Here is a 13,159-nt window from a genome sequence, read left to right as displayed (position 1 = left end):
TTATACAAGCTTGACGCCACTACCGCTTACGACCTCGCCGATTACATAGCCATCGCTATTTTCTAGCACAAAATCCACATTTTCTTTTGACACGACAAGCACCAAGCCAACGCCCATATTAAACGTCCTATAAAGCTCAGTTTCGCTAACGACGCCATTAAAAATTTCATAAATTTTTGGCGTTTTTATGGCTGATTTGTTGATTTTTGCACCTAAATTTTCGCCAAAAACGCGTGGTAAATTTTCAACCAAACCACCGCCAGTAATGTGAGCTAGGGCATTTATCTTATCTTTTAAACGCAAAAACTCATCAACGTAAATTCTAGTCGGCTCTAAAAGTAGCTCTATTAGCGACTTTTCGCCCATTTTATCATCAAATTTTAGCCCCTTTTTCTCAACCACTTTTCGTGCTAACGAGTAACCATTTGAGTGAAGTCCGCTTGAAGGCAGTGCCACCAAAACATCGCCCTGTTTTACAAATTTCGTGCGGTCAATCTCATCAATCTCAGCCATACCCACAGCAAATCCAGCCAAATCAAAATCCTTGCCCTCATACATTGAAGGCATTTCAGCCGTTTCGCCACCAATTAAAGCACATTTTGCCCTAACACAACCCTGTGCTATGCCCTTAACTACGACTTCGGCGGATTTTATATCAAGCTTTGATGTTGCGTAATAGTCAAGAAAAAACAGCGGAGTTGCGAAGTTGCAAATCAAGTCATTTACACACATTGCGACTAAATCAATGCCTACGTTTTCAAGACTATTTGCGTCAATTGCAAGCCTAAGCTTTGTCCCAACGCCATCAGTCGCACCTAAAATCGCTGGATTTTTATATCCGCTTGGCAGTCTAATCGCCCCAGAAAACGAGCCAATCCCGCCTAAAACAAGTGGCGTAAAGGTTGATTTTACGTGTGGTTTTATCGCATTTACAAACTCATTTCCAGCGTCAATATCAACGCCCGCGTCTTTGTAGGTTATCATTTTTGCCCCTTAAAATTTTTGGCAATTTTAACCTAAATCTGCTAAAATCTCAGTAAAAATTTAGGGCAAAGTATGTCAAATTTTAAAAACGCCTACGTTGTAACTGGCTCAATCGGTAGTGGCAAAAGCACCTTTGTAAATCTGCTAAAAGAGCGTGGTTTTAGCGTGATTGACGCTGATTTAATCGCCCACGAACAGCTTGAAAATTCGCAAGATGAAGTGGTTTTGCACTTTGGTAGTGAAATTTTAACTGATAAAAAAGTAGATAGAAAAAAGCTAGGCAGTATCGTTTTTAACGATAAAAATGAGCTAAAATGGCTTGAAAATTTGCTTCATTTAAAAATCAAAAGCGAGATACAAAGGCAGTGTGAAATTTATGAAAGCTATGCAAAGCCTTATTTTGTGGATATTCCGCTGTTTTTTGAAAAGCAAAAAAATTATGATTTTGATAAGATTATCGTCGTTTATGCACCCAAAAATTTACTAATCTCACGCGTGATGAGTAGAAATTCGCTTGATTTTATTGCGGCAAAAAACAGAGTCGAGCTACAAATGGATATTGAAAAGAAAAGAGAATTAGCTGATTTTGTAATCGATAACAGCAAAGATTTGCAAAATTTAGACAATGAAGTTAAAAAATTTTTAAAAAGGATAAATTTTGATAGTTAGCAAATACAACGCAAGTGGCAATGATTTTGTGATTTTTCACACATTTTTAAGCAAAAATCGTAGCGAATTAGCCAAAATTTTATGCCACAGACAAAACGGGGTGGGTGCTGATGGACTTATCGTTTTAAAGCCAGGTGGCAAAAACGAGATAGTTTGGGAATTTTACAATTCCGATGGAAGCCACGCCGATATGTGTGGAAACGGCTCACGAGCGGCTGCAAAATACGCAGTAGACAACGGACTTTGTGGCGATGATTTAACACTCATAACTGGAAGCGGTAAAGTTTTAGCAAAAATTTCAGGCGATAGCGTCGAAGTCGAGCTGACAACCCCTGTGATTTTAAACGATAAATTTGTAGATTTTGATAAAACTTGGCACTTTTATAACACAGGTGTGCCACACTTGGTGCATTTTACCGATGATTTGAACGAATTTGATGTAAATCTAGCAAGAGAGTTAAGGCAAAAATACAACGCAAATGTAAATTTCGCCAAAATTTCAAACAACGAGCTTTTTGTCAGAACCTACGAAAGAGGCGTAGAAAACGAAACACTAGCTTGTGGGACAGGAATGGCAGCTTGCTTTTACGGCGGAGTGCTAAATGATAGACTAGATAAAACCGCAAACGTCTATCCAAAAAGTGGCGAAAAGCTAGGGCTCAGACTAGAAAATGGCAAGATATTTTTTAGCGGAGCTGTTAAATACTGCTTTAGCACAGAATTTAAAGGATAAAGTAGCCCCCAGACGAAAGCTCGTCTGGGAAAATTTGTTATAAAAGTACAGGAGCTATTAAAAAGCCAAGAGCAACTGATACGGCAACCATAATTGTGCCAGGCACGAAGAATGAGTGGTTTAGCACTAATTTACCAACCTTTGTTGTGCCAGTATCGTCCATAGCGATAGCACCAAGTGTTGTCGGATATGTTGGCAATACAAATAGACCAGAAACAGCCGCAAATGAAGCAACTAAAATCCAAACATTTTGTGCATTTTCAGGACTTGTCATACCCATAGCAGCAGCAACAACAGGCATCATAACGCGAGTTGTGGCAGCTTGTGAATAGAGCAGACAACTAATAAAATATAGTGCAATAGCTAAAATATAAGGGTATTTTGTAACAACCTCTGAAGCAACAGTTTTAATGCTATCAATATGTCCATTTACAAATGTTGTGCCAAGCCAAGCAATACCAAGAACACATATACAAGCGTTCATACCGCTTTGGAATGTGCTAGTTGATAGCAATTTGCCTGTTTCAACTTTACAAAATACAACTATTAAGAAACCTATCGTTAGCATAAAGCTAATGATTGCGTTATCTCTTGATAGTATAGGATTTTGGATAAGTCCAACGCTCTTTGAGATAGCTAGAGCATAAGCAACGATGATTAAAACGCCGATACCAAAGATAGCAACAGATAGTTTTGCATAAGGTTTTAGCTCTTTATACTCAGCAGCCTTAATCTCTTCAACCAAACCTTTTGCAAGTCTTTCTTGATAAATAGGATCTTTTGAAAGGTCAAGGTCGTAAAATTTATTTACTATAAATGCTGAAACTAGCATGCCAACAAATGTGGTAGATATACAAATAAATAGCAATATCGGATAGCTTACACCAAGTGGCTCACAAACACCAGTCATCGCAACAAATGCTGCTGAGATCGGACTAGCAGTAATGGCAACTTGTGATGAAACAACAGATAGTGAAAGTGGTGCGGAAGGCTTGATATTTTGACCTTTTGCAACCTCAACAATAACAGGGATAATTGAAAACGCTGTATGTCCAGTACCTGCAAAAATTGTAAGCAAATAAGCTACTATCGGAGCTAGATAGTTTATCTGTTTTGGATTTCTACGTAAAATTTTCTCAGCCGTTTGAACCAAAAAGTCAAGACCGCCAGCAACTTGCATAGCTGTAATAGCCGAGATAACAGAAGCGATAATAAGGATAACATCCATAGGGATGCCCTTCATCTCGACCTTCATACCTAGCATAGCAAGCACGATGACACCAAGACCACCGGCATATCCTACGCCCATACCACCTAGCCTAACGCCTAGGTAGATACCCCCAAATAGGACTATAATCTGCAAAATCAGCATTATATCCATTTTAGACTCCTTTATTTAAAGATTTCGATTAATATTTTAATGTAATGATAATATTTTTATCATTACATTTTATTTAAATTTATCTTACCATACTAGGGTTAAGCATATTTTTTGGCTCTAAAATTTTATCAATCTGCTCTTTTGTCAGATAGCCTCTTTCTAAACAAATCTCGCCAACAGGTCTGCCAGTAGCAAGAGCTTCTTTTGCAATACTTGCTGATTTTTCATATCCGATGTGTGGATTAAATGCTGTTACGATACCAACTGAGCCAAGAACTGATTTTAAGCAAGCTTCAGGGTTAGCTGTAAGTTTTTTGATCGCTTTTTGAGCTAGAGTTCTCATCGCATTTTCAAGAATAACAACAGAGTTAAATAACGCATAAGCAATGCCAGGCTCAAATGCATTTAGCTCAAACTCGCCTCTTTCACTGCAAAGCATTATAGTCACGTCATTTCCGATAACTTCATAGCAAGCCTCACCAACAACCTCAGCAATAACTGGATTTACTTTACCAGGCATAATTGAGCTGCCAGGTTGCATTTGTGGTAGATTTATCTCACCCAAGCCACATCTTGGACCTGAGTTCATTAAGCGAAGGTCGTTTGCGATTTTGCTTAGTCTAACAGCCGCTGTTTTTAATGCACCACTAACGTGAACAAAATCTGCTGTATCTTGAGTAGCAGCGATAAAATCATCAGCTGGTTTAAATTTCACTCCAGTAATGTCACTTAAAATTTTATGAACAGCTACTTTGTAGTCTGGATGGCAGTTAATACCTGTTCCAATCGCAGTCGCACCCATATTTAAAAAGCTCATCGACTCGCGTGCTGCTGTGATTTTTTCAATATCGCTTTTAATGTAACTTGCAAACGCGTTAAATGTATTGCCAAGTGTTGTAGGAACAGCGTCTTCAAGCTCTGTTCTACCCATTTTTATGATGTCTTTATACTCTTTTGCTTTTATTTCAAGCTCATTTTTTAGCTCTTCCATAGCCTTTAAAAGGTCTGTTAGTTTCGCATAAGTTGCAACTTTTATAGAGCTTGGATATGTATCATTTGTGCTTTGACCTAAGTTTGTGTGGTCATTTGGGTGCAAAAACTGATATTCGCCTTTTTTATGTCCCATAAGCTCAAGCGCCACGTTTGAGATAACTTCGTTTGCGTTCATATTCGTAGAAGTTCCAGCACCACCTTGAACCATATCAACTACGAATTGATCAGCATACTCTCCAGCTATGATTTTATCGCAAGCTTTAGCGATGTTATCAGCTAGTTTTGGCTCAAGAACGCCAACCTCTTTATTTGCAAGAGCTGCTGCTTTTTTAATCTGTGCAAATGCTTTTACAAAAAACGGATAATCTTTTAATCTACGTCCGGTCATATGAAAATTTTCAAGTGCTCTGAATGTTTGAACTCCATAATAAACGCTATCGTCTATCTCAAGCTCACCTATAAAATCGTGTTCTTTTCTAGTTGCCATTGTTTACTCCTTATTAGCAAAATATATTGTTGAAATCATAAGCCTTAAATCCTTAGAATAAAATTAAGAAAATAATTTATAATTTTAAACAAAAATTTATAAATATATACAATGCCTATTTTTAGGGACTTTAACGTAAATTTATCGTTTTTAAAATAGCATACTTAAGTTCTAATTTAAAATGATTTTTTAATAATTGAGGAACAAAAAATTTTGATTTTCTCAAAAAAATATCATATTATCGCAGTTTTTTTAAGTTTTATTTAATATATCTTAAAAACTAAATATTGTCTTTATCGTAATTATCCTTAAAATTTAATTTAATATTATAATTTTACATAACTTTTAAAATTTTGTTATAATCATACAAAAAAGGTTAAAAATGCAGATAAATTTAGATGATGTCAAAATCGAGCCAAGCTGGAAAGAGGCACTTAAAGATGAGTTTTTAAGTCCGTATTTTGTCCAAATCAAGCAAAATTTACTAGAAGCTAAACGCACAGGTATAGTCTATCCGCCAAGCAATCTTATATTTAACGCTTTTAACCTAACGCCGTTTAATAGCGTAAAAGTCGTGATTTTAGGGCAAGATCCATATCACGGAGCAAATCAGGCGATGGGGCTTAGCTTTTCGGTGCCAAAAGGGGTAAAAATTCCGCCAAGTCTAGTAAATATCTACAAAGAAATTTACGATGATTTGGGTATAAAAGAGCCAAATTCCGGCGATTTGACATACTGGGCGAAGCAGGGGGTTTTACTGCTTAATGCAACGCTTAGCGTATCAGCAGGAGCAGCGAACTCTCACGCACATTTTGGTTGGCAAACTTTCACTGACGCGGTTATTAAAATTTTAAACCAAAAGCGTGAAAATATCGTCTTTTTACTTTGGGGCAACCCAGCAAAGGCCAAAATTCCACTCATTAACCAAAGCAAACATCTAATACTCGCAGCCGCTCATCCTAGCCCACTTGCTCGTGGGGCATTTTTTGGCTCTAAGCACTTCTCAAAAACAAACGAGTATTTAATAAAGTGTGGAAAAACGCCGATCGACTGGGATTTAAATAATGGCTAGTTAAAAATATTTCTTTGATGAACGTCAAATTCCTTATACTCGCACAAGAGTTTGTCGTTCTTCTTTTTGCAGTCTAAATTTTCTAACTCAAGCACAGTCTGTTCGCATTTGACACTAAATTTGTCATATCTAACGCACTCAAAAGGCTTTTGCTCAATCTTTAAAAAATACTTCTCATCTGACTTGACGACTACTTTTATGTTTTCTAGTTTTGTTAAATTTTCATCAAATTTTATCACTTTTGTTTGGCTACAATTAGGTTTTAAATTTAAAACATAAGATGGAATAAATTTAGTCGGGATGACATAATCTGCATTATAGTTAGCAATATCTGCTAAACGCACAAAATCTCTATTTAAAAACACCAATATCAAAGATAAAAGCATGAGCGATAGGGCAAATTGTATCCTGTAAAGAAAAATTTTATAATTTGAAATCAACCTAGAGATAAACAATATGGTAAAAAATAGACAAATATAGGAGATATTAATCTCATCAAACACAAAATAAACGGCAAAAATAGGTAGCAGATCTACAAAAATTGTAATAGAGACCAAAAATATACTAAACAAAATTTTCTGTGTATAAAAGGTTATATAGCACACAAAAGATATAGACACAAAAACTTGCATAAAAATTAACGTACACAACGCACCTGTGTCAAAATACCTAGTAAATGGTAAAATAAGTAGAAAAAATAGAAAAAAATTATACAAAAAGACAAATATATGATTAAAAAATCTATCATGCTCTTTAAAAATTCTAAATAAGATAAAATTTTGAATAAAAACAAATCCAGCATAAACAATAACAAAAAATCCAACTGGCAAAATCATAAACAAAGAAAACGATATGTCATCTATGGCAACTGATGGGATTTTGTTAATAAATATAAAATATGGCAAACAAAGCAACGCTGCAAAAATCGTAGAAATGGAAAATAAAAAACGTCTTGACCTTTTATAGGTTTTTTCTAAATCAAATCTCATAGCATTGATATTATGTATCAGGGCAAATTCGTTGTTTTTAAAGGTATTAATGCTTTCATAAATTTCAAAAATTTGCTTCTCTTTTTCTAAAAAACTGTTATACAAAGCCCTCTTTTTTAAAAGCTCAGTAGATGATACTTGCATTTTTGCGATATTCACTTCTTCTTCAAGCAGTTTTACAAGCTTTTTGATGGAATTTTCCAATGTCAAAAGCTCTATATTTAGCTTATAAATTTTATCTTCATCAAATTCTTTTATGTTAGATATGGATTTTAGCGGATGAAATTTCGCTTCAAACACTCTTAAATCTTTCAAATAAGATGCTACCTGCTCTTCATCACTACTCGTAGCAATCTGCTTTATGAGATTTGTTAAATTCTGTTTTAACTCAAAAAACTCATCGAGCTTTTTATTGGCCATAATTACTTCGTTGTCTATCTGTATCAAATCTTTAACAACTAGATTTCGCTTAAACACGCCTCTACCTTTTTGATAAAAATTTTAATAATTTTACAAAAACGTCTATAAAAAATCTAAAAAATTTCTTATTTAAATTTAGCTCTTAATATTTTTTAAAAATTCATCAATGTTCGTATCCCAGCCGCTTGTTAAAAGCCCCAAATATGGCTCTTTATCAGCTGTTTTGTGATACGAGCCAAACCCGGTTTGTGGTTTTGGTGTGGTTTTAAAATCACGAATTTCACTCCAAATTTTCATAAAAAGCAGTTCAATCTCATCCTTTAAAACAGCGTAAGTGCTAGAAAAACTCTCATTTTTAGGCTCAAATTCCAGCTCTTTTTGTGCGATAATATCGCCAGTATCAAGCGTGGCGTCTAAAAAATGAACGCTCACACCTTTTGGCGTATCATCAACAAAGCTCCAAAAATTGGGGTCACTACCACGATTAAACGGCAAAAGCGAGATGTGTAGATTAACGGCGGATTTATCAAACAAGCTTAAAATTTCAGGCTTAATCATAAATCGGTAGCCATAGCTTACTAGATATGAAAATTTCAGGCTCTCAATCTCGCTAAATACGAGCTTTTCATCGCTTTGATAAACGCAAAATCCATCATCTACTAAAAAATCAATAAGGCGATTTTGCGCATATCCTAAGAATAAAATTCGCTTACACCCCCCCCCATTTATGCTAAATTTCATTCTTACTCCCTTGTTTTTGGCTATTTTATACCAAATTTGCTAAAATAGGGCAAAAAAGGAGCAAAAATGCAGATACGAAAAGCGACAATTGATGACGCAAAGGCGATAATCGCTCTGATTAAAGAGCTAGCGGAGTATGAGAATTTAAGCGAGGCGGTGGATATTGATGAAAATGTCTTTATTTCACATATTTTTAAGCGTGAATTGGCTCACGTTTTAGTTGCCCTTAATGATGAAAATATCGTAGGTTACGCACTATTTTTCTATTCGTTTTCAACGTTTTTAGGGCGTTCTGGAATTTACCTTGAAGATTTGTATATCAAAAAGGAGTTTCGTGGGCGTGGCATAGGGCTAAATTTCATCAAAGAGTTAGCTAAAATTTGCCGTGATGAAGGGCTTGGGCGACTTGAATGGGAGTGTCTTGACTGGAATGAGCCAAGCATTAAATTTTATGAAAATCTCGGTGCAAAACGCCAAAACGGCTGGATAAAATTTAGAATGACAAAAGATGAGATAAAGCGGATTTAATCCTACAAAGGCTAATTACTAAAAGTCCAACTACTAAAATCAGCATCCACTTAAATCTCTAAAATTTCTAGATAACTACTAGCCGTAAAGTAGCCTATACTTTTACCATTAAACCAAACTGCGTTTTTACCCTGTAACAAAACAGGCAAAACGTAGAAAAACTAAACTTGATAATTAGGCAAATTTGATATAATCGCCCTAAAAAAGGCTTTAAATGTTCGCTCTCAAAGATTAGATAAGGCTATAAGTAATTTAAAAGTGTATTTTTTAGATATAATTTCGAATTAAAGTATAGATAAAATTAAGGAAAAAAATTGAATATATTAGTTGAAAATATTGGCATGATCAGGCAGTCTAATATAGAAATAAATGGTATAACAGTTATTGCTGGAAGTAATGATACTGGAAAAAGCACAATCGGAAAAGTGCTGTTTGCAACCATAAAAAGCTTAAATATTATAAGAAGTAAAAAAAACCCTGACATCGGCAGAACATTGGCTACTTGGTTTAATCTTACTTTTGATGGTAACGCCACATTTGATACTGGAAAGATTTGTTTTTCTGAAAATACTGCAAAAATAGAACTAGGGATAAAAAATAATAACAATAAACATAGAATAACTGTAAATTCATTAAAGGAAGTAAATAATATACCTTTTACTGATGCAACATTTATACATACTCCAATTGTCTTTGATTTAAGTAGTTTTTTTGTAAAGATTTTAAGCATAAAAAACAATATGGACACATACGATATTTTTAGCAATCAAAGAAAAAAAATGAAATTAGATTTTGGCTTTTCTTATCCCGTTACACTTTGGGATTTGCATAATAAAATATATCAAGACAACCCTTTTCCTAATTCTGGTAAATCCAGTAATCTTGCTGGTCAGATTAAAAAAATAATTGGAGGAGAAATAAAAAAGAATTATGATAAATTAAGTTTTGAAAAAAACGTAAAGAATGGCATTTTTAATATCGAAATTTCTAATACAGCATTTGGCATAAAATCCTTTGGTGTGCTTCAACTCATAAATAACAATGGTTATCTTACAAAAAAAAATCTTTTAATAATCGACGAACCAGAAAATCATCTTCACCCAGAATGGCAGCTAAAATATGCACAAATTTTAGTTGAGCTTGCTAGAACCGGTGTTTGTATTCTTGTAAATACTCACAGTCCATATATGCTTCAAGCTATTAATAAATACAGTAATGAAAATAAAATTGTTAAAAATAAAACCAAATTTTACTTGGCACAAACTTTAAAAAACGATTGGCAAAGTGAAATTATCGACAAAACAGAAAATTTAAATGATATTTTTATTAGACTAGCCAAACCGTTGCAAGATATTACTTGGGGGTAGTATATGCTCAATAGATTATTAAATGTTTTGCAAACAACGCCTTATAATATCAAGACTAAAGCCATAGGAAATCTAAAAAATAGCTGCTGCAAAGAACTAGATTATAAAATAATCGATTTTGATGAGGTTAAAGATATATACTGCAAACAAAATAAAAAACCATCTATGGCTTCTTGTGATTGTTTAGATGTTAGCCATAATCGAATTGACTTTATAGAGATGAAAGGATTTGAGAACTTTAAAAAATATAATACTCCATTAAATAAAGAAGTAATAAATAATCAAATAGGAAAGTTTGATTTTGAAAAAAAACTAAAAGATAGCAACCGCATTTTAAATAGTATCTCAAACGAAAATAGCATTGATTTGGCTAAATCTAAAAAAAGATATTTTATAGCAACCGACTTAAACATTAATGACAATCCGCTTGAAACATTAAATATGACGCTTATTTTTTTATCCCACACTTCTAGTGATGATGTAGCAATACACAGAATTCTTAACGAAAAAGTTGAAAATATTTCAGATAATTCTCTTGCTGAAAAACCCAAATTAGTTAGTTGTTGTGAGCTGATAAAATTTTTGCAAGAAGTATGAATGTTCGCTCTAAATTTTCGTCCAAAAACACTTGATGAGATTTGCGGTCAAAGCGAAATTGTCGCTGTTTTTAAAAAATTCATCGCAAATGAGAAGATCCCACACAGCATATTTTACGGGCTTGCTGGGTGCGGTAAAACGAGCTTTGCACGTGCGGTGGCTAGGGCGATGAGCTATGATTTTTACGAGTTTGACGGCGGAAATTTAAAGGTTGATGAGTTTAGAAAAATCCTAAACAACTACAAAAATGCCCTAAATAAGCCACTTTTTTTCATTGATGAGATTCATCGCCTTAGCAAAACACAACAAGAAGCACTGCTTGTGCCAATGGAAAACTACGCTGCAATAATCATTGGAGCTAGCACTGAAAATCCATTTTTCACGCTAAGTTCAGGCATTAGAAGCAGGTCAATGCTCTTTGAATTTAAGCCGTTAAATTCCGCCGATTTTGAAAAACTGCTCTTAAACGTGCAAAAAAATGTGAATTTTAGCATTGAGAATGACGCAAAAGAGTATCTTTTTAAAAGTAGCGGTGGAGACGCTAGGAGTTTTTTAAATTTGCTTGAATTTGCACTCACAATTGATACAAATGTAACCCTACAAAATCTAAAAATTTTAAGGGCAAATGCCGTAAGTGAAGGCGTAAGTAGCGATGATACACACTATGAATTAGCATCAGCACTCATTAAAAGCTTACGTGGTAGTGATATTGATGCATCTCTTTACTATCTTGCAAGACTTATTAACGCAGGAGAGAGTGCTGATTTTATCGCTAGAAGGCTTGTGATTTTTGCAAGTGAAGACATCGGCAACGCAAACCCAAATGCACTAAATTTAGCGACAAATACACTAATAGCAGTTAGCAAAATAGGCTTTCCAGAAGCCAAAATCATCCTATCTCAATGCGTGGTTTATCTAGCTAGTAGCCCAAAATCAAACTCATCTTACTTGGCGATAAATAAGGCGATAAATTACGTTAAAACCGAGCCAAAGCTTGAAATTCCAAAATATCTAATCAACAATTCGCCTGATAAAAAATTCTACAAATATCCGCACGATTTTGGCGGTTGGATAGAGCAAAAATATCTAGAAAAACCGCTCAAATTTTATGAGAGCAAACGTATCGGCTTTGAAAAAACGCTTGATGAGTGGGTGGAGAAAATAAAAAAGTAACATTTTGTAAAATATTAATAAGAATGTTATTTTAAATCAACTCTTTTTTGTAAATAAAATTTTATAATTACAATACTTTACTTTAAATTTACAAAGGGGCGATATGAGATCAATCACAAACAAGATAGCAATAATGCTAATAGTTGCACTCATCGTGTCGTTTTCAGCGATTTCGGTGGCAAGCTACTACACATCTGGTGACAAAGTAGTAGCGCTAGTTAATCAAACTCAAGATAAAATTCTTCAAGATGTCAAAATCACTCTAGATTCGTTTTTTAACGAGCGTCTAAATTTGGCAAAAAAGGTAGCAAAATCGCTCTCAAATCAAGAAAGAGATGGCTACGCAGTAGGGCAAAATTTAAAAAATGCAAAGGCGTGGTCGGCTGATACTATAGATGTCATTTTTGCAGGTTACGAAGCTGATGGGGCGATGTATCGCTCAAGTGGCAAACACCAAACTCCAAAAGATGGCTACGACCCACGAACTCGCGACTGGTATAAGGAGGTAAAAGCAGCAAATAAGCCGATTTTTACCGAGCCATACATGCCAGTTAGCAAAAACGAGCTAGTTGTGGCATTTTCAGCGCCTATCACAAAGGACGGTTCGTTCATAGGCGGTATAGGCGTAAATGCATTTGTTAAAGAACTAAGCGATAAAATTTTACAAATTGGCAAGACTCAATACGGTTACGCCTACATTATGAATAAAGATGGTAAAATTCTTATCCATGAAAATCCTGAAAACATCGGTAAAATCTTTCCTGCGACGCAACAGCTTGTAGAAAAATACAACAAAAAAGATTTTGACAAAAATGGGCTAATATCCTACGTAAATACTAATAGCGAGAGCGTTTTTGCAAAAATTATCCCAGCAAACGAGCAAGGTTGGCTTATTGTAACCGTGCTTGACGCAAACACATTTTCGACAAACACAATGCCTATTTTAAAAACACAAGCGACACTCGCCGTGGTCTTTATAGTGTTGCTATGTTTGTTTGTCTTTTTCTTGCTTAAAAAATCGCTCA

At 34.7% G+C, this 13,159-nt stretch carries 12 protein-coding genes and 1 pseudogene; 8 read left to right on the top strand and 5 right to left on the bottom strand.

The annotated features are described in order from the left end of the window. On the bottom strand, window positions 1–984 hold the full coding sequence (gene purM, locus CMCT_RS00270; protein ID WP_034970106.1) for a phosphoribosylformylglycinamidine cyclo-ligase: 984 nt from the start codon (window positions 982–984) through the stop codon (window positions 1–3). Window positions 985–1,056: 72 nt separating this feature from the next. Here purM and coaE point away from each other — a divergent pair, with 72 nt between their 5' ends. After that, window positions 1,057–1,653 (top strand): dephospho-CoA kinase, encoded by a 597-nt coding sequence (gene coaE / locus CMCT_RS00265; protein ID WP_034970108.1) that lies wholly within the window; start codon window positions 1,057–1,059, stop codon window positions 1,651–1,653. Then, complete coding sequence (gene dapF, locus CMCT_RS00260; RefSeq protein WP_034970109.1) at window positions 1,643–2,386, top strand: diaminopimelate epimerase; 744 nt, start codon at window positions 1,643–1,645, stop codon at window positions 2,384–2,386. Before coaE ends, dapF begins: the two co-directional genes overlap by 11 nt. Window positions 2,387–2,423: 37 nt before the next feature. On the opposite strand, the gene CMCT_RS00255 is transcribed toward dapF, so the two are convergent. Then, complete coding sequence (locus CMCT_RS00255; protein ID WP_034970110.1) at window positions 2,424–3,767, bottom strand: anaerobic C4-dicarboxylate transporter; 1,344 nt, start codon at window positions 3,765–3,767, stop codon at window positions 2,424–2,426. 79 nt (window positions 3,768–3,846) lie between these two features. Next, complete coding sequence (locus CMCT_RS00250; RefSeq protein WP_034970113.1) at window positions 3,847–5,247, bottom strand: aspartate ammonia-lyase; 1,401 nt, start codon at window positions 5,245–5,247, stop codon at window positions 3,847–3,849. A gap of 382 nt (window positions 5,248–5,629) precedes the next feature. Between CMCT_RS00250 and ung the strand changes: the two genes are divergently transcribed. Continuing rightward, window positions 5,630–6,319 (top strand): uracil-DNA glycosylase, encoded by a 690-nt coding sequence (gene ung, locus CMCT_RS00245; protein WP_034970116.1) that lies wholly within the window; start codon window positions 5,630–5,632, stop codon window positions 6,317–6,319. Here the strand turns inward: ung and CMCT_RS00240 are convergent. Then, complete coding sequence (locus CMCT_RS00240) at window positions 6,316–7,785, bottom strand: hypothetical protein (RefSeq protein WP_034970119.1); 1,470 nt, start codon at window positions 7,783–7,785, stop codon at window positions 6,316–6,318. The two genes, ung and CMCT_RS00240, sit on opposite strands and share 4 nt — an antisense overlap. Before the next feature lie 78 nt (window positions 7,786–7,863). Then, window positions 7,864–8,469, bottom strand: a complete 606-nt coding sequence (locus CMCT_RS00235; protein ID WP_169752675.1) for a formyltransferase family protein — start codon at window positions 8,467–8,469, stop codon at window positions 7,864–7,866. A gap of 66 nt (window positions 8,470–8,535) precedes the next feature. Between CMCT_RS00235 and CMCT_RS00230 the strand changes: the two genes are divergently transcribed. The 5 genes and pseudogenes from CMCT_RS00230 to CMCT_RS09510 all read left to right on the top strand — a co-directional run. Beyond that, window positions 8,536–8,997 carry a GNAT family N-acetyltransferase gene (locus CMCT_RS00230; RefSeq protein WP_176324955.1) on the top strand — a complete coding sequence of 154 codons (462 nt, stop codon included), beginning with the start codon at window positions 8,536–8,538 and terminating at the stop codon, window positions 8,995–8,997. A gap of 314 nt (window positions 8,998–9,311) precedes the next feature. Next, on the top strand, window positions 9,312–10,364 hold the full coding sequence (locus CMCT_RS00225) for an AAA family ATPase (protein ID WP_034970124.1): 1,053 nt from the start codon (window positions 9,312–9,314) through the stop codon (window positions 10,362–10,364). 3 nt (window positions 10,365–10,367) lie between these two features. Beyond that, window positions 10,368–10,961 carry a hypothetical protein gene (locus tag CMCT_RS00220; protein WP_034970127.1) on the top strand — a complete coding sequence of 198 codons (594 nt, stop codon included), beginning with the start codon at window positions 10,368–10,370 and terminating at the stop codon, window positions 10,959–10,961. Next, entirely contained in the window at window positions 10,962–12,134 is a 1,173-nt protein-coding gene (locus tag CMCT_RS00215; RefSeq protein ID WP_034970130.1) for a replication-associated recombination protein A, read from the top strand. Between the two features lie 103 nt (window positions 12,135–12,237). Further along, window positions 12,238–12,975: pseudogene (locus tag CMCT_RS09510) on the top strand (cache domain-containing protein); the annotation flags it as partial. Between the last annotated feature and the right edge of the window lie 184 nt (window positions 12,976–13,159).

This window comes from Campylobacter mucosalis, assembly GCF_013372205.1.
In the GTDB taxonomy this organism is placed as follows: Bacteria; Campylobacterota; Campylobacteria; order Campylobacterales; family Campylobacteraceae; genus Campylobacter_A; species Campylobacter_A mucosalis.
Note: the sequence above shows the minus strand (reverse complement) of the source record. Positions and strands in the feature narration are given on the sequence as shown.